This is a genomic window from Mumia quercus (assembly GCF_025506335.1).
Taxonomy (GTDB): domain Bacteria; phylum Actinomycetota; class Actinomycetes; order Propionibacteriales; family Nocardioidaceae; genus Mumia; species Mumia quercus.
In genome coordinates this window covers 319,029-340,414 of sequence record NZ_JANZYO010000002.1, presented here as the reverse complement: position 1 = coordinate 340,414, position 21,386 = coordinate 319,029, and the positions used below count along the sequence as shown (strand labels likewise).

The 21,386-nt window shown below is 71.7% G+C and carries 17 protein-coding genes; 11 read left to right on the top strand and 6 right to left on the bottom strand.

Annotation, left to right across the window (positions count from 1 at the left end; all coding sequences use genetic code 11):
- The first annotated feature begins 134 nt into the window (after nucleotides 1–134).
- From NYZ95_RS04990 to NYZ95_RS04980, 3 genes are read left to right on the top strand one after another with little or no spacing between them, the layout of a single operon-like run.
- A complete protein-coding gene (locus tag NYZ95_RS04990) occupies nucleotides 135–1,061 on the top strand; it encodes an ABC transporter permease (protein WP_262849324.1) in 927 nt (308 codons plus the stop codon).
- Complete coding sequence (locus NYZ95_RS04985; RefSeq protein ID WP_262849322.1) at nucleotides 1,054–2,028, top strand: ABC transporter permease; 975 nt, start codon at nucleotides 1,054–1,056, stop codon at nucleotides 2,026–2,028. The genes NYZ95_RS04990 and NYZ95_RS04985 overlap by 8 nt, the downstream gene beginning before the upstream one ends.
- Entirely contained in the window at nucleotides 2,025–3,734 is a 1,710-nt protein-coding gene (locus NYZ95_RS04980) for a dipeptide ABC transporter ATP-binding protein (RefSeq protein WP_262849320.1), read from the top strand. Before NYZ95_RS04985 ends, NYZ95_RS04980 begins: the two co-directional genes overlap by 4 nt.
- 85 nt (nucleotides 3,735–3,819) lie before the next feature.
- Here NYZ95_RS04980 and NYZ95_RS04975 read toward each other — a convergent pair whose 3' ends face one another.
- The 5 genes from NYZ95_RS04975 to NYZ95_RS04955 all read right to left on the bottom strand — a co-directional run bounded on the left by NYZ95_RS04975 (nucleotide 3,820) and on the right by NYZ95_RS04955 (nucleotide 9,332).
- Nucleotides 3,820–4,422, bottom strand: a complete 603-nt coding sequence (locus NYZ95_RS04975; RefSeq protein ID WP_262849318.1) for a histidine phosphatase family protein — start codon at nucleotides 4,420–4,422, stop codon at nucleotides 3,820–3,822.
- Entirely contained in the window at nucleotides 4,419–5,900 is a 1,482-nt protein-coding gene (locus tag NYZ95_RS04970; RefSeq protein WP_262849315.1) for an FGGY-family carbohydrate kinase, read from the bottom strand. Before NYZ95_RS04970 ends, NYZ95_RS04975 begins: the two co-directional genes overlap by 4 nt.
- A complete protein-coding gene (locus NYZ95_RS04965; protein ID WP_262849313.1) occupies nucleotides 5,897–7,378 on the bottom strand; it encodes an FGGY-family carbohydrate kinase in 1,482 nt (493 codons plus the stop codon). Before NYZ95_RS04965 ends, NYZ95_RS04970 begins: the two co-directional genes overlap by 4 nt.
- Nucleotides 7,375–8,424, bottom strand: coding sequence for a 2-hydroxyacid dehydrogenase (locus NYZ95_RS04960; RefSeq protein ID WP_262849310.1), 1,050 nt, complete (start codon nucleotides 8,422–8,424; stop codon nucleotides 7,375–7,377). The genes NYZ95_RS04965 and NYZ95_RS04960 overlap by 4 nt, the downstream gene beginning before the upstream one ends.
- Before the next feature lie 119 nt (nucleotides 8,425–8,543).
- Nucleotides 8,544–9,332: a DeoR/GlpR family DNA-binding transcription regulator gene (locus tag NYZ95_RS04955; protein ID WP_262849308.1), complete on the bottom strand. Its 789-nt coding sequence runs from the start codon at nucleotides 9,330–9,332 to the stop codon at nucleotides 8,544–8,546.
- A gap of 177 nt (nucleotides 9,333–9,509) precedes the next feature.
- On the opposite strand from NYZ95_RS04955, the gene NYZ95_RS04950 reads away from it, so the two are divergent.
- From NYZ95_RS04950 to NYZ95_RS04915, 8 genes are all read left to right on the top strand, one after another.
- Nucleotides 9,510–10,580 carry a substrate-binding domain-containing protein gene (locus NYZ95_RS04950; RefSeq protein WP_262849306.1) on the top strand — a complete coding sequence of 357 codons (1,071 nt, stop codon included), beginning with the start codon at nucleotides 9,510–9,512 and terminating at the stop codon, nucleotides 10,578–10,580.
- 70 nt (nucleotides 10,581–10,650) lie between these two features.
- Nucleotides 10,651–11,430: an ATP-binding cassette domain-containing protein gene (locus NYZ95_RS04945; RefSeq protein WP_262849303.1), complete on the top strand. Its 780-nt coding sequence runs from the start codon at nucleotides 10,651–10,653 to the stop codon at nucleotides 11,428–11,430.
- Between the two features lie 5 nt (nucleotides 11,431–11,435).
- Nucleotides 11,436–12,683, top strand: a complete 1,248-nt coding sequence (locus NYZ95_RS04940) for a sugar ABC transporter permease (RefSeq protein ID WP_262849301.1) — start codon at nucleotides 11,436–11,438, stop codon at nucleotides 12,681–12,683.
- A gap of 61 nt (nucleotides 12,684–12,744) precedes the next feature.
- Nucleotides 12,745–13,413, top strand: coding sequence for a DnaE2-dependent mutagenesis accessory factor ImuA' (gene imuA' / locus NYZ95_RS04935; protein WP_262849298.1), 669 nt, complete (start codon nucleotides 12,745–12,747; stop codon nucleotides 13,411–13,413).
- Entirely contained in the window at nucleotides 13,413–14,963 is a 1,551-nt protein-coding gene (locus NYZ95_RS04930; RefSeq protein WP_262849296.1) for a DNA polymerase Y family protein, read from the top strand. The genes imuA' and NYZ95_RS04930 overlap by 1 nt, the downstream gene beginning before the upstream one ends.
- A gap of 85 nt (nucleotides 14,964–15,048) precedes the next feature.
- The gene (locus tag NYZ95_RS04925) at nucleotides 15,049–18,525 is read left to right on the top strand and encodes an error-prone DNA polymerase (protein WP_262849293.1); all 3,477 of its coding nucleotides are present in this window, start codon (nucleotides 15,049–15,051) and stop codon (nucleotides 18,523–18,525) included.
- A gap of 86 nt (nucleotides 18,526–18,611) precedes the next feature.
- Nucleotides 18,612–19,559: a bile acid:sodium symporter family protein gene (locus NYZ95_RS04920; RefSeq protein WP_262849290.1), complete on the top strand. Its 948-nt coding sequence runs from the start codon at nucleotides 18,612–18,614 to the stop codon at nucleotides 19,557–19,559.
- Nucleotides 19,556–20,506 (top strand): SDR family oxidoreductase, encoded by a 951-nt coding sequence (locus tag NYZ95_RS04915; protein ID WP_262849288.1) that lies wholly within the window; start codon nucleotides 19,556–19,558, stop codon nucleotides 20,504–20,506. Before NYZ95_RS04920 ends, NYZ95_RS04915 begins: the two co-directional genes overlap by 4 nt.
- 9 nt (nucleotides 20,507–20,515) lie before the next feature.
- Here the strand turns inward: NYZ95_RS04915 and NYZ95_RS04910 are convergent, their stop codons facing one another.
- Nucleotides 20,516–21,376 (bottom strand): LLM class F420-dependent oxidoreductase, encoded by an 861-nt coding sequence (locus tag NYZ95_RS04910; RefSeq protein WP_262849286.1) that lies wholly within the window; start codon nucleotides 21,374–21,376, stop codon nucleotides 20,516–20,518.
- Between the last annotated feature and the right edge of the window lie 10 nt (nucleotides 21,377–21,386).

Below are 21,386 nucleotides of genomic sequence, written 5' to 3'. Positions count from 1 at the left end.
GCGGGGCGCGCGGGGGTGCAGCTCACCGGCTGCCCCCCGCGCGACCTGCGCGGGCTCCCGGTGCCTACCGGTGCCGACGGGCCTGAATCCACCGCTCTCCTCGGGAGGAGAGCCCATCCCGTAGGAGGCCACTGATGTGGTGGTACACCGCGCGGCGAATCCTGCAGACGATCCCCGTCCTCCTCGGGTCGACGCTGCTGATCTACGCGCTCGTCTTCCTTCGCCCAGGTGATCCTGTCCGTGCCTTGTTCGGCGACAAGCCGGTCTCCGAGGCCACCATCGCCCAGGTGCGCGAGCAGTACAACCTCGACGAACCCTTCCTGATCCAGTGGCTCCTCTTCCTCAAGGGCGCGCTCACTGGTGACTTCGGGCAGTCGTTCACCGGCCGTCCCGTCATCGACCTGATCGCCGAGGCGTTCCCGGTCACGATCAAGCTCGCCCTGATGGCGCTCGTGATCGAGGCCGTCCTCGGCATCATCGCCGGCACGATCGCAGGGCTTCGCAAGGGCAAGCTCTTCGACTCGACGATGCTCGTCGTCTCGCTCCTCGTGATCGCCGTCCCGATCTTCGTCTTCGGCTTCGTCTTCCAGCTCATCTTCGGTGTGAAGCTGGAGTGGTTCCCACCGACCGTCGGCGGCAACACCTCGTTCTACAACCTCTTGCTCCCCGCGATCGTGCTCGGACTCGTCTCGTTCGCGTACGTTCTCCGGTTGACGAGAACCTCGGTCGCCGGGAACCTCAGCGCCGACCACGTGCGCACCGCCCGTGCGAAGGGCCTTGCCGAGGGTGTCGTCGTCCGCCGGCACGTCCTCCGCAACTCGCTCATCCCGGTCGTCACCTACCTCGGTGTCGACATCGGAGCCTTGATGGCAGGAGCGATCGTGACCGAGGGCATCTTCAACATCCCTGGCGTCGGCAACCTCGCCTACCAGGCGGTTGTGCGCGGCGAGACGCCGACGATCGTCTCGGTCGTGACGATCATGGTGCTCGTGTACATCTTGGCGGCGCTGCTCGTCGACCTTCTGTACGCCCTTCTCGACCCAAGGATCCGTTATGCCTAAGCCGACGCTCCCGGGCCAGGAGCGCTACGTGGCCCCGGCCGAGGAGACGCCCCTCGCGGCGGTGGACTCGGTCCAGGTGGACGAGACTCCTGCCAGCCAGTGGCGCGAGGCGTGGAAGCAGCTCCGCCGCAACCCGTTGTTCCTCGCGTCGGCCGTGCTGCTCACCATCCTCGCGGTGGTCATCGCGTTTCCCGGGCTCTTCACGAACGCCGACCCGCGCTTCTGCGAGCTGTCGCGCAGCCTCGACCCCGCCGAGCCGGGACACCCGTTCGGCTTCAACTTCCAGGGCTGCGACGTGTGGTCGCGCACCTTGTACGGAGCGCGAGCATCGGTCACCGTCGGTGTCCTGACGACGCTTCTCGTGGTCCTCGTCGGTGGCATCACCGGCGCGGTCGCCGGATTCAAGGGCGGCTGGGCCGACGCGCTCATCTCACGCGTCGGGGACATCTTCTTCGCGATCCCGCTGATCCTCGCCGCGATCGTCACCCTGTCGTCGGTCAAGAACTGGTTCCCTGACCGCGGATTCTGGGGCGGCATCATGGCGGTCGTCCTGACGCTGGCGTTGTTCGGCTGGCCGCAGATCGCGCGCATCATGCGAGGGTCGGTCATCGAGGTGAAGAACTACGAGTTCGTCGACGCCGCCCGTGCGATCGGGGCGAGCAACCGCCGCAACCTCTGGCGGCACATCGTTCCGAACGCCATCTCCCCGGTGATCGTGACCGCGACCGTGTCGCTCGGTGTCTTCATCGTCGCCGAGGCCACGCTGTCGTTCCTCGGCCTCGGCCTGCCGTTCTCGGTGGTCTCCTGGGGCAACGACATCGCCGAGGCTCAGCGGCTCGTCCGTTCCGGCACCCGGCTCGGCGTGATGTTCGTGCCCGCGGCCGCGCTCGCGCTCACCGTGCTGAGCTTCATCCTGCTCGGTGACGCCGTCCGTGATGCCCTCGACCCGAAGGCGAAGAAGCGATGAGCACTCAGCAGCCCCTCCTCGAGGTCCGCGACCTCGACGTCGCGTTCTACGCCGACAAGAAGGCGATCCCTGCGGTGCAGGGCGCCAACCTCACCGTGTACCCGGGACAGACCGTCGCCATCGTCGGCGAGTCCGGGTCGGGCAAGTCGACGACCGCGCACGCGATCATCGGCCTCCTCCCGGGCACCGGCAAGGTGACCGGCGGCCAGATCGTCTTCGACGGCGAGGACGTCGCACGCTCGGGCAAGAAGGAGTTCCAGGCCCTGCGCGGTGACCAGATCGGCCTGGTCCCGCAGGACCCGATGTCGAACCTCAACCCGCTGTGGCGCGTCGGGACGCAGATCAAGGAGTCCTTGATCGCCAACGACGTCGCCAAGGGCAAGGACGCCGACCGGCGTGTGCACGAGCTGCTCGCCGAGGCCGGCCTCAACGACGTCGAGCGTCGCGCACGCCAGTACCCGCACGAGTTCTCGGGCGGCATGCGGCAGCGTGCGCTGATCGCGATGGGTCTCGCGGCACGCCCGAAGCTCCTGATCGCCGACGAGCCGACCTCGGCTCTCGACGTGACGGTGCAGAAGCAGATCCTCGACCACCTCGACGGTCTCACCGACGAGCTCGGCACCGCGGTCCTGCTCATCACCCACGACCTGGGTCTGGCCGCCGAGCGCGCCGACCACATCGTGGTGATGTACAAGGGGCGGGTCGTCGAGTCGGGTCCTGCGCTGGAGATCCTCAAGAATCCCGAGCACCCCTACACGCAGCGTCTCGTGTCGTCGGCCCCGTCGATCGCGTCGCAGCGCCTCTCGTCGGTCAAGGAGCGCGAGAAGGTCCGCGAGCGCGCCATCCAGACCGCCGGTGAGATCGCGGCGGAGATCGCGACGACCGAGGGCGTGGTCGGCAAGGGCGAGGACAACATCATCGTCGTCGAGAACCTCACGAAGATCTTCCGCCTGCCGGGTGACCGCCCGTGGCGGAAGACCGAGCTGCGTGCGGTCGACGACGTCAGCTTCGCGCTTCCCCGCGGCACCACCACCGCGATCGTGGGGGAGTCGGGCTCGGGCAAGTCGACGGTTGCGCGGATGGTGCTCGGCCTGCTCGAGCCCACCGAGGGCACCGTGAAGTTCGACGGGTACGACACCGCGAAGCTCAAGGGCAAGCGTGCGATGGCGCTGCGTCGGCAGATGCAGCCGGTCTTCCAGAACCCGTACGCGTCGCTGGACCCGATGTACACCGTGTTCAAGTCGATCGCCGAGCCGCTCGACACCCACGGCATCGGGACGTCCAAGGAGCGCGAGGGGAAGGTCCGTGACCTGCTCGACAAGGTCTCGCTGCCGACCTCGGTGATGCGCCGCTACCCGAACGAGCTGTCTGGTGGTCAGCGTCAGCGTGTCGCCATCGCGCGCGCCCTGGCGCTGGAGCCCGAGGTCGTCGTCCTCGACGAGGCAGTCTCCGCACTCGACGTGCTGGTCCAGGCGCAGATCCTGGAGCTGCTCAACGACCTGCAGGCCGAGATGGGTCTGAGCTACCTCTTCATCACGCACGACCTCGCGGTGGTCCGTCAGATCGCCGACGACGTGCTGGTGATGCAGGACGGCAGGGTGGTCGAGACGGCGAGCGTGACCGAGGTGTTCGACTCGCCGCGCGAGCAGTACACACGCAAGCTGCTGGACGCGATCCCCGGTCGGGACCTGCTCACCACCGCCTGAGCAGCGTCTCCGCGACGAACGACGAGGCCGTCGCTCCCGGCAAGGGGGCGACGGCCTCGTCGTTCGTCCGTACGCGGTAGCGGCGTCAGACCGGCACGTTGAACCCGAGCAGCGCCCAGCGCCTGCCGTCGGTCCGCAGCGTCGTCAGCGCCCCGTTGGTCACCGACGGCATGACGGTGCGATAGCGGTCGGGGTCGATCCCGAGCAGGTCGCAGAGGACGAGCCGCAGGAGCGTGGAGTGCATGACGACGAGCACCCGCCCGTCCGGGTGCTCGTTCACGAGGGCGTCGAGCGCGGTGCGGGCACGCGCGATGGCGATGGTCCCGGGCTCGCCGGACGGGAGCGGCTGCCGCGCAGGTGCGGCGAGGAACGCCTCCAGCGCGTCCGGGAAGCGCGCGGCCATCTCCGTACGTGTCAGGCCTTCGCCCTCGCCGAAGTCGACCTCGCAGAGCCGCGCGTCGGTGCGCAGGGGCAGGCCGAGCGCGTCGGCGGCCGGCTGCGCGGTGAGCCGAGCCCGCGACAGCGTCGAGGCGACGACCGCGTCGACGGGGTGTGCGGCGGCCCAGCGGCCGAGGGCCTCGCCCTGCGCAGCACCGCGGTCGGTGAGCCCGACGTCGGAGACGCCCGCGTAGCGGTTCTCCGCGTGCCACACGGTCTCGCCGTGCCGGACGAGGATCAGGTCGGTCACGTCAGCCACCCTTTCGTCTGGAACGCGACTCCGAGCTCGGCGGCGGCCGCCTGCATCCTCGAGACATCCTCGCTGCGCGGCTCGACGAGCGCGGTCACGGGGTTGGCGGCACGCGCCAGGTCGCCGAGCGACTCGCTGCCCCCGCCGACACCCCAGCGTGCCAGGACGGCCATGCCGGTGGCCGGCTCGGCCGAGGTGAGCAAGGAGAGCGGCCGGTCGAGCGCCGCCGCGCGCAGCTCGTTCCAGAGGCGGCTGCGGCTTCCGCCGCCTGAGGTGCTGAGCCGGCCGCCTGCCTGGGCGCCGCGGCGTACGAGGACCTCGAGGCACAGCCGCTCCACGCAGGCGACACCCACCATCGTCCCGAGGAGCACAGCCGCCTCGTCGACACCCGCGAGCGCCGACAGCGGACGGACCTGGCCGTCGACCAAGGCGAAGCCGGTGGCGTCCGGCCGGACGAAGGGGAACCGCTCGCCGGTGCCGGTCAGGGGGTAGAGAAGCGGGAACGGTGCACCGCTGTCCCACAGCCGGCGCGCGGCCTCCTCGTACGTCCCGGGCGCCGCGGCGAGCAACGATGTGAGCGCGCCGGCGCCGATGCTCGAGGCGCCGCCGGGCAGCCACGTGCCCGGCTCCGGGCCGCGGTGCGCGTACACCGCACCTGCGGCGTCGTGCACCGGGCTCGCGCTGACGCCCTTGAGGACGAGAGTCGTGCCGATCACGCTGTGCCAGTCGCCGACCGTGAGGGCGCCGGCACCGAGCTGCGCGGCGCAGCCGTCCGTCGTCCCGGCGACGACCGGGGTCGCCGCGGGGATGCCGGTCTCGTTCGCCCAGGCGGTGCTGGTGACGCCCAGGACCGAGCCTGGCGCCACCACGTCCGGGAGCACGGCGGGATCGACGCCGAGCCGGGCGAGGACGTCGGCTGGCCACTCGAGAGCGAGCAGGTCGTACCCGCTCTTGAGGGCGTTGCTCCAGTCGGTCGCGACCAGGGTGCCCGTCATCGCGGAGGCGACCGCGTCGGTCTGATGGACGATGTGTGCGCCCGCAGGAAGACCCTCGCGGACGAGCCACACGATCTTCGGCAGCGCCCACGACGGCTGCATGCGGTAGCCGAGGCGTGACCACAGCGCGTGACCGGCGCTCGCCACCTCGTCGGCGAGCGTCGCCGCACGTCCGTCGTCGTACATGAGCCCGGGTCCGGTCGCCCGGCCGGCCTCGTCGAGCACGGCGAGGGTGCCGGACGTCCCGTCGAGGGCGATGCCAGCGATCCGCCCGGCCGCGGCGCCGAGGTCGCGAGCGAGCCCCGCCAGGGTCGTCCGCGCGGCGGCCACCCAGTCGGCGACGCGCTGCTCGTGACGGACGCCGTCGCGCGTGCCCGCGATCGGTGCCTGGGCCGAGGCGTTCACCACTCCGGCCTCGTCGACGGCGACCGCCTTCGCGCTCTGCGTCCCGAGGTCGAGCCCCACCCACAGTGCGTCGCTCATGACGCCGCCCCCAGACCGGACGACTCGTGGCCCCACGACGTACGGGCGAGGGCGAGGTCGTCGAGGTAGCGACGGTAGCCGGTCTCGTAGCCGGGCGCCGCGGCCGAGGGACGGACCACGTCACGGTCGGCGCGCCACGCCTCGACGTCGACGGCGACGCCGAGGGAGTTCCAGGCGACGAGGGCGGCACCGCGGGCACCGACCAGCGGTTCGCGGGGGACGTGGACGTCAGTGCCGAGGACGTCGGCGAAGATCTGCAGCCAGCCCTGCGAGCGGGTGCCGCCGCCGCACGCGGCCACCTCGCCAGAGAGCCCGAGACGGTCGAAGCAGTGCCGCGCCGCGTACGCGACGGACTCGCAGACCGCCCGGACGAGGTCGGCGGGGGTCGTCGCCAGCGTCATGCCGTCCAGCCGGCCCCGGGCGCGGGGGTCGACGAACGGTGCCCGCTCGCCCGCACCGGAGTAGTAGGGGAGCGCACGTACACCGCCGGCACCGGGCGTGCTGTCGGCGAGGAGGCCGTCGAGCGCGCCGACCTCGAGGCCGAGCGTGCGCAACGCCCAGTCGACCCCTGCGGTGCCCACCATCGAGGGCATGACGTGCAGGTACGTGGCGGGGTCGGGCGTGCAGAGCCACATGCCCGCAGGCTCGTCGCCCGGCCGTACCGTCGCGTCGGTCGTCAGGACCTGGCACGCGAGCGTGGTGCCCACGACCATGGTCGCGTCGCCCTCGTCCACGGTGCCGGAGCCGAAGCCGCACGCCTGGAGGTCGTACGGCCCCGCGGTGACCGGGGTGCCGACGGGCAGGCCGAGCATCTCGGCGCCCGCGGCGTCGAGCGCGAAGACGGTGCCCGGGGGAGCGGGCTCGGCCAGCAGGTGGCGCCACGGCGCGACCCCGCAGAGCTCGAGCGCCTCGTCCACGTAGGCCCGGCGACGGACGTCGAGGAACGGCAGGGACGCGTCGGAAGCATCGACGGACACCACGCCGGTGAGACGCTGGAGGACGGCGTCGATGCAGTAGCCGGCGACCGTCGCGCGGTGCAGCGAGTCCGGCTCGTGGGCGGCGAGGTGGGCCAGGAGCGCAGCGTGAGAGCCGGGGAACAGCCCCGAGCCGGTCAAGGCGAAGACCCTGGCCATGACGCCGTCCGGGTCACCCTCGGCCCGCCACTGCTCGACGAGCGCCGACGCGCGCCCGTCCTGCCACGAGATCGGCGGCCGTACGGCGCGCCCCTCGGCGTCACGCAGCCACAACCCGTCACCCTGGCCGGTGAGGGCGACCGCGTCGACCGGGCCGTCGAGCCCGGCGCAGACCTCGCGGACGACCGAGGCGACCGTGCTCAGCACGTCCTCGAGGTCCTGCTCGACCTCGGTGCCGCGCCGCACGAGGCGTGACGGCGCGGCCGCCGAGCGTACGGAGCGCCCGTCGGTGCCGATGAGCGCCGCCTTCGTGACGGTGGTCCCGACGTCGACCCCGACGATCACGAGCGCCCGCTCTCCAGCCGGTCGAGCACCTCCGGGTTGGCGACGTGCAGGCAGCGCTCGCCGCGCAGGAAGCGCGCGGTCTCGTCTGCCGTGATCGCTGCGGCCCGCATCGCCGTCTGGCGGGTGGCGCCGGCCAGGTGCGGCGACAGCACGACGCGCGGACTGCTGAGCAGGGGCCAGTCGGCCGGCGGCGGCTCCACGTCGTAGACGTCGAGCGCGAGCGCGCCGAGACGTCCGCTCTCGAGCATCTCGGGGAGCGGCGCGTAGTCGAGCAGGCCGCCGCGGGCGGTGTTCACGAGCACCGCGCCGTGGGGGAGGAGCGCGAGGCGCCGGCGGTCGATGAGGTGCCGGGTCTCGTCGGTCAGGCGCGCGTGGAGGCTGACGACGTCGCTGCGGCGCATGAGGTCGTCGAGGTCGACGAGCTCGACCCCGTCGGCGTCCGCGGCCTCGACGTACGGGTCGTACGCGAGCACCTCGGCGCCGAACGCGCGGAGGATGCGGGCGACGAGGCGGCTGATCGCGCCGTAGCCGACCAGCCCGACGGTCGAGTCCCCGAGCTCGGTGCCGGCGTTGGCGTACGTGTAGTAGTCGCCGCGCCAGATGCCGGCGTGCAGCTCTGCGTCGGCGCTGGTCAGGCGGCGCATCGCGGCCAGGATCATGCCGACGGCGAACTCAGCCGCGGCGGCGGCGTTGCGGCCGGGCGTGAAGGACACGACGACGCCGGCCTCGGTGGCGGCGGCGAGGTCGACGTTGACGGGCCCTCCTCGGCACACCCCGACGAAGCGGAGCTGGGGGCACGCACGGAAGACCTCCGCGGTGAAGGCACCCATCTGGGTCACGGCGATCTCGGCGTCGCCGAGGGCTGCGATGATGTCCGCCGCCGTCCCGCTGGCCTCGAGCACACCGTCGACGGGGCCGAAGGGCTCGATCGGCCACTCGAGCGTGAGCGGGACGACCTCCACGTCACCGGCGACCCTTGCACGCAGCGCCTCCTCGAACATCTCGGGGAGGACGAAGTGGTCTCCAGCGGCGAGGATGCGTGTCATCGGCTTCTCCTTCTCCGGATCCCCGGAGTCCCTTGTGACGTACGTCGCGCACCGTAACATAGGGGATGTTAAAGATCCCAAACTGCACGTGAGGACGTCCGTCTTCTGCTAGGCAGGGTTCACGCCAACGCAGCGACGTGTACGCGGGTCTGCTCACGCATGGCCTGCAAGACGGTCGGCGGAGCGTCGTCGGTGACGATGACGTCGGTGAACTCCGAGAGCGCGACGAAGCGGTGGAGGCTCGTACGCCCGGTCTTGCTGCCGTCGATCATGAGCACCCGGCGCGTGCCCGCCCGCAGCATCACCCGCTTCATCACGACGACGTCCTGCTCCTGGTGGTAGGCGGTGGCCCCGTCGACCGTCGAGGTCGACTGGAAGACGATGTCGACGGCGTAGGCGTCCAGGCCCGTGTCGCTGGGTGGGCCGATGAACGAGTCGTGCGTGCGCGAGTACTGGCCGCCGATCGCGATGAGCTGGATGTCCGGCTCCTCGCGCAGCGTCTCCATGGCGAGGCGGTAGTTCGTGAGGACGGTCAGCGGCGCGGTCTGGGGGAGCAGGCCGGCGAGGGCGAGGACGGTGGTCGAGTCGTCGAGGAGGACCGACATCCCGGGCTCGACGAACTCCAGCGCAGCCTTCGCCAGCGCCGCCTTGGCCTCGGCGTTGCGCTGCAGACGGAAGTCGGAGCTCGACTCGAACACGCTCGTGGGAAGTGCGGAGACGCCCCCGTGCAGCTTCCTCACCAGACCGCGGGCGGCGAGGTCGTCGACGTCGCGGTGCACGGTCATCGCGCTCACGCCGGTCATCTCCACGAGCTGGGCGATGCTGGCGAAGCCCGACGCCAGGACCGTGTCGATGATCTGGCGCTGCCGCTGCGTCCGGGACGGACGGGACGACTTCTGGTCGGGCATCGCTTCTCCTCGTTCAGGCATGGCCTCGGTCGTACAGCGGACCGCGTCTTAACACCTTCGTTGACAGGTATAACGTACGTGATGTTAGGATCCCGGCCATTGTTGTGATGGCCCTCACAGGCTGTCCACATCATCCACGAACGAGGCCGATTTGGTCGGTGACTCGAAGGAGCGTCAATGAAGAAGTTTCCTACGCGGATCGCCGCGCTGAGCGGGGCCGCGGTGCTCGCAGCGGTGGGCGTCACGGCCTGCGGGTCGGACGATGACGGCGGCTCCGGCAGCGGTGACGCGGCCGGCAAGATCGCCTTCCTGATGCCGGACCGCGCGTCGACCCGCTACGAGGAGCAGGACTCGCCGCTGTTCAAGAAGAAGGTCGCCGAGCTCTGCGACGACTGCGAGGTCCTCTACCAGAACGCCGACTCCGATCCCGCGAAGCAGCAGCAGCAGGTCGAGTCGATGATCGCCCAGGGCGTGAAGGTCATCGTCCTGGACCCGGTCGACTCCAAGGCCGCGGCCGCGATGGTGACGCAGTCGCAGGGTGCCGACATCCCGATCGTCACCTACGACCGCCCGGTCACCGACGTCCCGGCCGACTTCTACGTCTCCTTCGACAACGAGGCCATCGGTCGTTCGATCGCCGAGTCGCTGGTCACGCACCTCGAGAGCACCGGCGCCACCGGCGGCGTGCTGATGGTCAACGGCTCGCCCACGGACCGTGCGGCCGGCCTCATCAAGCAGGGCGCCGAGGACGGGGTGGGTGACACCAAGGTCCTCGCCTCGTTCGACACCCCCGAGTGGGACCCCCAGAAGGCCCAGGACTGGGTGAGCGGCCAGATCACGAAGTACCGCGACCAGATCGCCGGCGTGGTGGCGGCCAACGACGGCACCGCCAGCGGCAGCATCGCGGCCCTCAAGGCGGCGGGCGTGACCCCGCTCCCGCCGGTGACCGGCAACGACGCCGAGGTGGCCGCGATCCAGCGCGTCATCGCGGGCGACCAGTTCAACACCATCTCCAAGCCGATCAAGACCGTGGCCGACGCCGCGGCCGAGGTCGCCGTCGCCCTGATGAAGGGTGAGGAGCCGGAGGCGACCACCGAGCTCTTCGACACGCCGTCGCAGCTCTTCGAGCCGACCGTCGTGACGCAGGAGAACGTCAAGGAGGTCATCTTCGACGGCGGCATCTACACGGCCGAGCAGATCTGCACGGCCGAGTACGCGGCCGCGTGCGCCAAGCTGCAGATCCAGTAGCACCATCAGGGCTCGGCCCCCACGCGCTCGTGGGGGCCGAGCCCTGCAGGACGAGAACGAAGGGACGCAGATGTCTTCACGACCGGTGATCCAGCTCCGGGGCGTGTCCAAGAGCTTCGGTGCGGTCGCGGCGCTCACCGACGTCGACCTCGAGGTGTCGGCCGGTGAGGTGCTCGCGCTCGTCGGCGACAACGGCGCCGGCAAGTCGACGCTGGTCAAGACGCTCGCCGGGGTGCACGCGCCCGACTCCGGGACGATCGAGTTCCTCGGCGACGAGGTGACGATCCCCGGTCCGAACGCTGCGCTCAACCTGGGGATCGCGACCGTCTTCCAGGACCTCGCTCTGTGCGACAACCTCGACGTCGTCAGCAACCTCTTCCTCGGCAGCGAGATCCGCGGGACGCGCCTCAACGAGGTCGAGATGGAGGTCCGGTCGTGGGAGCTGCTGCGCCAGCTCTCGGCGAAGATCCCGTCGGTACGGATCCCGATCGCCTCGCTGTCGGGCGGTCAGCGCCAGACCGTCGCGATCGCGCGGTCGCTGCTGCGCGACCCGAAGCTGATCATCTTGGACGAGCCGACGGCTGCCCTCGGCGTCGAGCAGACCGCGGAGGTCCTCAACCTGGTCGAGCGGCTCCGTGAGAACGGGCTCGCCGTCATCATGATCAGTCACAACATGGCGGACGTGCGGGCCGTGGCAGACCGGGTCTCGGTGCTGCGGCTGGGGCGCAACAACGGCACGTTCGCCGTCGCCGACGTGTCCCAGGAGGACATCGTCTCCGCGATCACGGGCGCCACCGACAACGCGGCCTCCCGTCGGATCGCCGCCTCGACCAGGACCGAGCAGGAGTGAGCAGCGTGAACGAACCCAGCTCCACGACTATCGCACGCGAGCTCGAGGACCAGTCCGTCCGCGAGCAGCAGGACCTCCGCGGACTCCTCTCCGGCACCTGGGGGCGGATCCGCAGCGGTGACCTCGGGGCCTTCCCGGTCCTCGTCGGCCTGGTGATCATCGCGGTGATCTTCCAGTCGCTGAACTCCAACTTCCTCTCGTCGGCAAACCTGGTGAACCTGCTCCTGCAGTCCGCCGCGGTCGGGGTCATCTCCCTCGGCATCGTCTGCGTGCTGCTCGTCGGGCAGATCGACCTGTCCGTCGGCTCGGTGAGCGGCCTGGCCGCGGCCGTCTTCGCGACGCTCTTCGTCAAGGAGGGGTGGCCGCTGGTGCTGGCGGTGGTCGGCGCGGTGGCCGTCGGCCTCGTGATCGGCTGGGTGTACGGCCAGATCTTCAACCGGTTCGGGGTCCCGTCGTTCGTGATCACGCTCGGCGGCCTGCTCGGCTTCCTCGGCCTCCAGCTCTTCGTGCTCGGTCCCTCGGGCACCATCAACCTCCCGTACGACTCGTGGCTGGTGCAGTTCGGCCAGCTCTCCTTCGTGCCGGCCTGGCTGTCGTACGTGCTCGTGGTCGTCGCGAGCGGCGGCTACTTCGTCTCGCAGTGGCTGCTGGCGCGCGAGCGCAGGCGTCGGGGGCTGGTCGCCAAGTCCGTCCAGGTGATGGCCGTCCAGGCGGGCGTGCTGCTGGTCGCGCTGCTGTTCGCCGTCTGGTACCTCAACCAGTCGCGCGGTGTCGGCTGGATGTTCGTCTTCTTCGTGGCGCTGGTCCTCGTGATGCACTACGCCCTCACCCGTACGAGCTGGGGCCGCCACGTCTACGCCGTGGGTGGCAGCGTGGAGGCGGCGCGTCGCGCCGGCATCAACGTGCGCCGGATCTACACGTCGGTGTTCGTGATCTGCTCGACCCTTGCCGCTGTCGGCGGCCTGCTGGCTGCAGGCCGGATCGCCGCCGCGTCGCAGAGCAGCGGCACGGGCGACGTGAACCTCAACGCGATCGCCGCCGCGGTGATCGGCGGCACGAGCCTCTTCGGCGGCCGGGGGTCGGCGTTCTCGGCCCTGCTCGGGATCCTGGTGATCCAGGCGATCTCGAGCGGTCTGATCCTGCTCAACCTGAACTCGTCGCTGCGCTTCATGGTGACGGGAGCGGTGCTCGTGCTCGCGGTGATGGTCGACTCGCTGTCGCGTCGCAGCCGCAGCGAGCACGGGAGAGGATAGTCACGGTCGACCTGCGGGCCTCCCGTTTGACTCCTTCGAACATGTGTTCGAACATGGAGGCGTGACGGGTGCAGCACTTCTCGACCAGCTCGCCGCGCGGGTCCGCGCGATGGAGGGCACAGCCCCTGCGCGTGACCCGCTGCCGACCCTTCCGGCGCTGAGCCGGGTCGTCCCCGGAGGCCTCCTCCGGGGCGCGACGTACGAGGTCGCCGCGTCGCTCAGCCTCTCCACCGCGCTCCTCGCCGGTCCGTCGGCCGCCGGGGGATGGTGCGCCGTCGTCGGGGTCCCCGAGCTGGGGGCCGAGGCGGCCGCCGCCCTCGGGGTCGCGCTGGAGCGGACCATCCTCGTCCCGAGCCCCGGGGAGCACTGGCCCCACGTCGTGGGCGCGCTGGCCGACGTGACCGACGCGATCCTGCTGCGCCCGCCCCTGGCCGTACGCGACGGCGAGGCGCAGCGGGTCGCCGCCCGGCTCCGTCAGCACCGGACCACCCTCGTCGTGCTCGCCGACCGTCCCGGGGTGTGGCCGCGGCCGCAGGGGCGGCTCGAGGTCAGCGAGAGCAGCTGGACCGGCGTGGGCGAGGGCCACGGCCACCTGCAGCGCCGGCGGGTCACCGTCTCGGCGACCGGACGCGGAGGGCGTCCGCACCGCACCCCGCTCTGGCTGGACACGATGGTCGAGCCGGACGCCCCTGTCGTCACGCTCCCCGGCCGGCTCGAGGTGGCGAGCTGATGACGCGCACCCTCGTGCTGTGGTGCCCGGACTGGCCGGTCCGGGCGGTGACGCACACCGGGGCCGGGGTCGATCTCCCGCGCGGGGCGCCGATCGCGCTGTTCGAGCACGGAGAGGTGCGGGCGTGCTCGGCCTCGGCGCGCGCCGACGGGGTGCGCCGCGGTCAGCGGATGCGTGACGCGCAGGCCCGGTGCCCCGACCTCGTGACCCTCGACTACGACCCTGCTCTGGACGTCCGCGCGTTCGAGCCGGTGCTGGCCGCCGTGGAGGAGATCGCGCCCGGGGTCCAGCCGCTGCGCCCGGGGACGTGCGCCGTGCGGGTGACGGGCCCGGGTCGCTACTTCGGCGGCGAGGAGCATGCGGCGGCGGTGCTGGCGGAGCGGCTCGTCGAGCTCGGTGTCGACGACGTCCGGTTCGGTGTCGCCGACGCGGTCTTCGCCGCCGAGCAGGCGGCACGCCAGGCGCTCCCGCAAGACTGCGTGGTCGTCCCGCCGGGGGAGGCGGGGGCGTTCCTGCGCGACCTGCCGGTGGGTGTGCTCGACCGGCCCGAGCTGGTGAGCCTCCTGCAGCGGCTCGGGCTGCGTACACTCGGTGCGTTCGCCGCGCTGCCGCCGACCGACGTCCGCACCCGGTTCGGCGACGACGGTGCGCTCGCGCACCGGCTCGCCCGCGGGGTCGACGACCGGCCCTTCGCGGGACGGCGCCCGCCGTCGGACCTCGAGCGCGAGGTCAGGTTCGAGCCGCCGCTGGAGGACGCGGAGGCGGTCGCCTTCAGCGTGCGGCGTACGGCGGAGGCGTTCGTGTCCGCGATCGCCGCGCGGCAGATGGTGTGCACCAGCGTCTGGATCGAGGTGCACACCGAGCAGGGCGAGACCGCCGAGCGGCAGTGGCTGCACCCGCGGTGGTTCGACGCCGGCGACCTCGTCGACCGCGTGCGCTGGCAGCTGCAGGCACGTCCGGGGCCGGCCGGTGCGGTGTCGGCGGTGGGCGCGCCGGTGAGCGCGGTGCGGTTCGTCCCGGCCGACGTCGCCCCGGTCACCGACCACGCCGAAGGCCTGTGGGGGAGCGGTGCCGACGCACGCGTCCACCGCGCGGCGTCGAAGGTGCAGAGCATGCTGGGCCGGGAGGCGGTGGTGTCGGCCGTCGTGGGCGGCGGGAGGAGCCCGTCGGACCGGCAGACGCTGGTGCCCTGGGGCGACCCGCTCACCGCCGAGCGGTCGCCGGTCCCGCCGTGGCCGGGAAGCCTGCCCGCCCCGGCTCCGGCCACCGTGTACGACCCGCCCCGTCCGGCTCGGGTGGTCGGGGCCTCGGGCCAGCAGGTCGCCGTGAGCGAGCGGGGGATGGTGACGGCGGCGCCGGCGCGCTTCGGCGTCGAGGAGCGGCTGCAACCCGTCGCGGCGTGGACGGGGCCGTGGCCGGTCGACGAGCGCTGGTGGGACGCCGAGCAGGCGGTGCGTGCGGCACGGTTCCAGATCGTCGGCGTCGACGGCAGCGCCTGGCTGCTGCGGGTCAGCGACGGCGCCTGGTGCGTGGAAGCCCGCTACGACTGAGCGGAGCCACGTCGGGACGTCATACGCAACGGGGGTCCCGACCCGCTGAACGTATGACGTCAGGAGGGAGGAGGTGACCTGACCTATGGGGTTCAACAACCCGGACATGCCCTGGTCGGAGCTCGAGCGCCGGCTGTCGGGACGGCTGCTGCCGGAGGAGCACCCGGCGCCCGAGGGCTTCGACGTACCCGACGGCGGGGACGGCCCGGCGTTCTCGCGCAAGCGCGCCCCGTACGCACCGACCGAGGCGCTCGAGGTGCCCGCACCCGACGAGCCGTACGTCGGGTACGCCGAGCTGCACGCGCACTCCGACTTCAGCTTCCTCGACGGCGCGAGCAGCCCCGAGGCGCTGGTGGAGGAGGCGGTGCGGCTGCGGCTGGCCGGGCTGGCGCTGACCGACCACGACGGGTTCTACGGAGTGGTCCGGATGGCGGAGGCGGCTGCGGTGCACGGTCTGCCGACGGTGTTCGGGGCGGAGCTGTCGCTCGGCCTGTCCGGGCCCCAGAACGGCGCCGCCGACCCCGAGGGCACGCACCTGCTCGTGCTGGCCCGGGGGCAGGAGGGCTATCACCGCCTCGCCGGTGCGCTCACCGCTGCGCACCTCGCCGGAGGGGAGAAGGGCAAGCCGGCGTACGACCTCGACGACCTCGCGGACCGGCTCGGCCGGCACGCGGTGGTGCTGACCGGCTGCCGCAAGGGCGCCGTACGCCGCGCGCTCGTAGGACCGTCCGGCACGGACGTCGACGACGTGGCTGCCGAGAAGGAGGTGCGGGCGCTGCTCGACCGGTTCGGCGCCGACCAGGTCCTCGTCGAGCTCACCGACCACGGCGACCCGTACGACTCGGTGCGCAACGACGCGCTCGCGGCGATCGCCGAGCGGCTCGGCCTGCCCGTCGTGGCGACCGGCAACGTGCACGCGGCGACACCCGAGGACCGGCGGCTCGCGGGGGCGGTCGCCGCGGTCCGGGCGCGGCGCAGCCTGGACGCGATGGACGGCTGGCTGCCCGCGGCCGGTCCGCCGCACCTGCGTTCCGGCGCCGAGATGGCGCGCCTGTTCGCCCGCTACCCCGGCGCGGTCGAGCGGACGGCGGAGGTGGCCGCGGACCTCGCGTTCGAGCTGCGGCGCGCCAAGCCGCGGCTGCCGAAGCAGAAGGTCCCGGCCGGCCACACGCCGATGTCGTGGCTGCGCGAGCTCGTACGCCGAGGTGCCGCGGAGCTCTACCGCGACGCCCCGCCCAGCACGTACGAGCGGCTCGAGGCCGAGCTCGCGGTGATCGAGGAGCTCGACTTCCCGGGCTACTTCCTCATCGTCCACGACATCGTCGCGTTCGCGAAGAGCCGCGGGATCCTCTGCCAGGGCCGAGGCTCGGCGGCGAACTCCGCCGTCTGCTACGCGCTCGGCATCACCGCGGTCGACTCGGTGAAGTTCGACCTGCCGTTCGAGCGGTTCCTGTCGGCCAGCCGCGAGGAGGAGCCGGACATCGACGTCGACTTCGACTCCGACCGGCGCGAGGAGGTGATCCAGTGGGTGTACGCGCAGTACGGGCGCCACAACGCCGCGCAGGTCGCCAACGTCATCTCGTACCGGCCGAAGTCGGCCGTCCGTGACATGGCCAAGGCGCTCGGCTACTCCCAGGGGCAGCAGGACGCGTGGTCCAAGCAGATCGACCGCTGGAGCAGCCTGCCGCGTGACGAGGCGACCGAGGACGTCCCCGAGCCGGTGCTCGACCTGGCCGACCAGCTCCTCAAGGCACCGCGCCACCTCGGCATCCACTCCGGAGGGATGGTGCTCACCGACCGGCCGGTGGGGGAGGTGTGCCCGATCGAGCACGCCCGCATGGAGGACCGCACCGTCCTGCAGTGGGACAAGGACGACTGCGCCTGGATGGGGCTGGTCAAGTTCGACCTGCTCGGCCTCGGGATGCTCGGCGCCATCCAGCACACGTTCGACATCGTGGCCGAGCACGTGGGCGAGCAGTGGAGCCTGGCGTCGATCCCGAAGGAGGAGAAGGGGGTCTACGACCAGCTCTGCCGCGGCGACTCGGTCGGGGTGTTCCAGGTGGAGAGCCGGGCGCAGATCGGGACGCTGCCCCGGCTGAAGCCGCGCGAGTTCTACGACCTGGTCTGCGAGATCGCGCTGATCCGGCCGGGGCCGATCCAGGGCGGTGCGGTGCACCCGTTCATCCGGCGGCGGACGGGGGAGGAGGCGATCACCTACCTCCACCCGGCGCTCGAGCCGGTGCTGCGCCGCACGCTCGGGGTGCCGCTGTTCCAGGAGCAGCTCATGCAGATCGCGATGCAGATCGGCGGCTGCACCGGCGACGACGCCGACCTGCTGCGGCGGGCGATGGGGTCCAAGCGGGGTGTCGAGAAGATCGAGCGGCTCCGGGCGAAGCTGTACGCGGGGATGGCCGCGCACGGCATCACCGGCGACCTCGCCGACGAGATCTACCTGCGGATCGAGGCGTTCGCGAGCTTCGGGTTCGCCGAGTCCCACTCGATCAGCTTCGCGCTGCTGGTGTACGCGAGCACGTGGCTGCGGCTGCACTACCCCGGCGCCTTCCTCGCAGGGCTGCTGCGGGCGCAGCCGATGGGGTTCTACTCGCCGGCGAGTCTCGTCGCGGACGCCCGGCGCCACGGCGTGGAGGTGCTGCGCCCGGACGTGAACCTCTCCGGCGCCCAGGCCGACCTCGAGCCCGCGAGCCACTCCGCGCGCACCCGCGAGTCACTCCTCGCGCACTCGCGGGTGACTCGCGAGGCGTCCGGCCATGACTCCTGCCTCCTGCAGGACCAGCCGCCGGTCGGCGACTTCGACCCGGACGCGCCGTTCGACCACGTGTGGCACCGCCGCGACGGACGGTTCGTCGTACGGCTCGGGCTCGCGGGCGTCACCTCGGTGGGTGAGGACGCGGCGGAGCGGATCGTCGCCGAACGCGCCCGCGGCGGAGCGTACGCGTCGATGACCGACCTCACGCGTCGGGTCGCCCTGACGTCGGCGCAGGTGGAGGCGCTGGCGACGGCGGGGGCGTTCGAGGGGTTCGGGCTGTCGCGGCGCGAGGCGTTGTGGTCGGCGGGCCCGGCCGCGCAGGAGAGCCCCGGTCAGCTCGAGGGGACGACGGTGCTCAGCGAGGCGCCGATGCTGCCGGGGATGAGCGACGCCGAGGTCACGATGGCCGACCTGTGGGCGACCACGATCGCCCCGGACAGCCACCCGATGGACCACGTCCGCGACGCGATGCGCGTACGCGGGGTGCTGCGGGTCGCGGACCTCGCGGGGGTGGAGCCGGGGTCGCGCGTCGAGGTCGCGGGGCTGGTGACGCACCGGCAGCGGCCGGCGACCGCCGGGGGAGTCACGTTCCTCAACCTCGAGGACGAGACCGGCATGCTCAACGTGATCTGCACGGCCGGACTGTGGTCGCGCTACCGACGGGTGGCCCGTGACTCCAGCGCGCTGATCGTCCGGGGGATCGTGGAGCGGCGCGACGGCGCGACCAACCTGCACGCCGACCGGCTGGAGCGGCTGCCGATCACGATGCGCACGGTGTCGCGGGACTTCCGGTGAGCACGCGTCGGGCCCGCGGATGTGGTCTGGCACACTGAGCCGCGTGCCTTAGGTCACACCGCCTGTACCGCCCCCGAGGAGCCCTCGTGACCGACCTCGCTCTGCTCGCCGCCGGCGACGTCGACGCGATCAGCATCACCTTCAACGAGTCGTCGCTGACGCTGCTCAAGATCGTCATCGGCACGATCCTGTTCGGCATCGCGCTCGACACCCGCCTCGAGGACTTCCGGGCCGCCGCCCGCAAGCCGCTGGCGATGGGCGTCGCGATCGCCGGCCAGTTCTTGCTGCTCCCGGCGATCACCTTCGTCCTGACCCTGGCGCTCAACGTCCGGGGCTCGGTCGCGCTCGGCATGATCCTCGTGGCGTGCTGCCCGCCCGGCAACGTCTCCAACATCCTCACGCACCGCGCCCGCGGCGACGTCGCGCTCTCCGTCGCGATGACCTCGGTCGGCAACGTGCTGGCGATCTTCCTCATGCCGCTCAACTTCGCGTTCTGGGGCGGCCTGCACCCCAGCGGCAAGGACTTCCTCGAGACCATCGAGGTGACGCCCTGGGACATGCTGAGCGAAGTCGTGCTCGTGATCGGCCTGCCGTTCGTCCTCGGCATCACCGTCGCGCGCCTGTGGCCGGGCCTCGCCGCCCGCGCGCACGGGATCGTCAGCAAGGTCGCGTTCCTCGCCCTCGGCGCGATCATCCTCGTCGGCATCTCGACGAACTGGGACATCTTCGTCGCCTACATCGGCGTCGTGGTGATCGCGGTCTTCCTGCACGACGCGCTGGCGATGGCCCTCGGGTACGGCATCGCGCGGAGCGCTCGCCTGCCCGACCGGAGCACGCGCGCGATGACCTTCGAGGTCGGCATCCGCAACGCCGGGCTCGGGCTGCTGCTCGTGTTCGAGTTCTTCGACGGCCTCGGCGGGATGGCGCTCGTCGCCGCCTGGTGGGGGATCTGGGACATCATCGCCGGGCTCGTCGTCGCCTCCCTGTGGGCACGACGGCCCGTACGTGAGGAGCGGACGGAGGTCGCCGCATGAGCCGTCGTGTGCTCGTCACGGGCGGCTCCGGGTTCCTCGGCTCCTCGGTCGTCCCGGGGCTCGCCGCCGATCCCGGGGTAGCGCTGGTCGTCAGCGCTGATGTCCGCGACCCGCGTGAGCGCGTCGCGGGGGTGACGTACGAGACCGTCGACGTCACCGACGCCCAGGCGGTCTCCGACGCGGTCGCCTCGTACGAGATCGACACGGTCGTCCACCTCGCCTCGATCGTGAATCCGCCGCCGGGGATGACCGACGACCTCGCGTTCCGCGTCGACGTCGACGGCACCCGCCACGTCCTCGACGCGGCCCTCGCCCACGGCGTACGCCGGCTGGTCGTCTCCTCCAGCGGCGCCGCGTACGGGTACCACGCCGACAACCCTGCGTGGATCACCGAGGACCAGCCGGTCCGCGGCAACGACGCCTTCGCGTACAGCCGCCACAAGCGGCTCGTCGAGGAGATGCTGGCCGACGCGCGCCGCGACCATCCCGAGCTCGAGCAGACCGTGCTGCGCATCGGCACGATCCTGGGGGAGCGGGTCGACAACCAGATCACCGACCTGTTCCGCAAGAAGCGGCTGCTCAAGATCGCCGGGTCCGACTCGCCGTTCGTGTTCGTCTGGGACACCGACCTCACCGCGATCGTCGTCCGGGCGGTGACCGCCGACGTGTCGGGGGTCTTCAACGTGGCCGGTGACGGGGCGCTGACGATCGACGAGATCGCCGCGCGTCTCGGCCGGGGCACCCTGCCGATCCCCGAGGTGGTCCTGCGCGCGGGGCTCGCCGTCGCCAAGCCGCTGCGCCTGACGCAGTACGGCCCGGAGCAGACGAAGTTCCTCCAGTACCGGCCCGTCCTCGACAACACCCGCCTCAAGACCGTCTTCGGCTACGTGCCGGCGTACACGTCTGTGCAGGCGTTCGACGCGTGGAGGGCCGCGCAGGGGCTGTGACGACCCGCGCTACAGCGCGGCGGCCGGCTCGACGACGTGGTCGACGACCCCGCGCGCGAACGCGACCAGGTCCGCCTCCATCGGCATCACGAACACCTCGTCGACCCCCACCTCCGCGTACGAGGCCAAGGTGTCGGTGAAGGAGCCGTCGAAGGGCACGGGACCGTTCCACAGGATGGTCTTGCGGACCTCCTCGTACGGGCGCCCGAGCGCGTCGCAGTGGTCGCGCAGCACCGCGAGCTTGTGCCGGACGCCGTCGGTCCCGGACCCGGGCTGCGCGAACAGGTTGCACGCGTCGGCGTACTGCGCGACCAGCCGCAACGTCTTGCGCTCGCCGCCGCCACCGACCATGACCGGCACCGGGCCGAGCGGCTTCGGCTCGCAGAGCGTCTCCGCGAGCCTGTAGTAGCGCCCCTCGTACGGGCCGTCGTCGTCGCCGAACATCTGCGCGACGATCTGCAGCGTCTCCTCGAGCCGCGCGAGCCGCTCGGCCGCCGGCCACACCGGGATGCCGAGCCCGAGCTGCTCGCGCTCGTACCACCCCGCGCCGATCCCGAGCGTGGCGCGACCTCCGCTGAGCACGTCGAGCGTCGCGACGATCTTCGCGAGCAGACCGGGATGCCGGTACGGGACGCCGGTGACCAGGACCTGGAGCCCCACGCGCTCGGTCCGCCCGGCGAGGAACCCGAGCGTCGTGTACGCCTCGAGCATCGGGTCGGTGGGGCCGCCCGCGTAGTGCTCCATCTGGAAGTAGTGGTCCATCACCGACAGCGTGCGCACCCCGCCGCCGTCGGCGATCGCGCCGACCTCGGCGTACGTGGGGGCGACCGCGGCGGCACCGCCCGCGACGTCGAACCGCGGAAGGTGCATCGACACGTCC

Excerpts from the sequence above, each read along its gene's own strand:
- NYZ95_RS04990 (WP_262849324.1), top strand. The coding sequence starts at position 135 with ATGTGGTGGTACACCGCGCGGCGAATCCTGCAGACGATCCCCGTCCTC.
- NYZ95_RS04985 (WP_262849322.1), top strand. The coding sequence starts at position 1,054 with ATGCCTAAGCCGACGCTCCCGGGCCAGGAGCGCTACGTGGCCCCGGCC.
- NYZ95_RS04980 (WP_262849320.1), top strand. The coding sequence starts at position 2,025 with ATGAGCACTCAGCAGCCCCTCCTCGAGGTCCGCGACCTCGACGTCGCG.
- NYZ95_RS04970 (WP_262849315.1), bottom strand. The coding sequence starts at position 5,900 with ATGAGCGACGCACTGTGGGTGGGGCTCGACCTCGGGACGCAGAGCGCG.
- NYZ95_RS04960 (WP_262849310.1), bottom strand. The coding sequence starts at position 8,424 with ATGACACGCATCCTCGCCGCTGGAGACCACTTCGTCCTCCCCGAGATG.
- NYZ95_RS04955 (WP_262849308.1), bottom strand. The coding sequence starts at position 9,332 with ATGCCCGACCAGAAGTCGTCCCGTCCGTCCCGGACGCAGCGGCAGCGC.
- NYZ95_RS04950 (WP_262849306.1), top strand. The coding sequence starts at position 9,510 with ATGAAGAAGTTTCCTACGCGGATCGCCGCGCTGAGCGGGGCCGCGGTG.
- NYZ95_RS04945 (WP_262849303.1), top strand. The coding sequence starts at position 10,651 with ATGTCTTCACGACCGGTGATCCAGCTCCGGGGCGTGTCCAAGAGCTTC.
- NYZ95_RS04930 (WP_262849296.1), top strand. The coding sequence starts at position 13,413 with ATGACGCGCACCCTCGTGCTGTGGTGCCCGGACTGGCCGGTCCGGGCG.
- NYZ95_RS04925 (WP_262849293.1), top strand. The coding sequence starts at position 15,049 with ATGGGGTTCAACAACCCGGACATGCCCTGGTCGGAGCTCGAGCGCCGG.
- NYZ95_RS04915 (WP_262849288.1), top strand. The coding sequence starts at position 19,556 with ATGAGCCGTCGTGTGCTCGTCACGGGCGGCTCCGGGTTCCTCGGCTCC.
- NYZ95_RS04910 (WP_262849286.1), bottom strand. The coding sequence starts at position 21,376 with ATGCACCTTCCGCGGTTCGACGTCGCGGGCGGTGCCGCCGCGGTCGCC.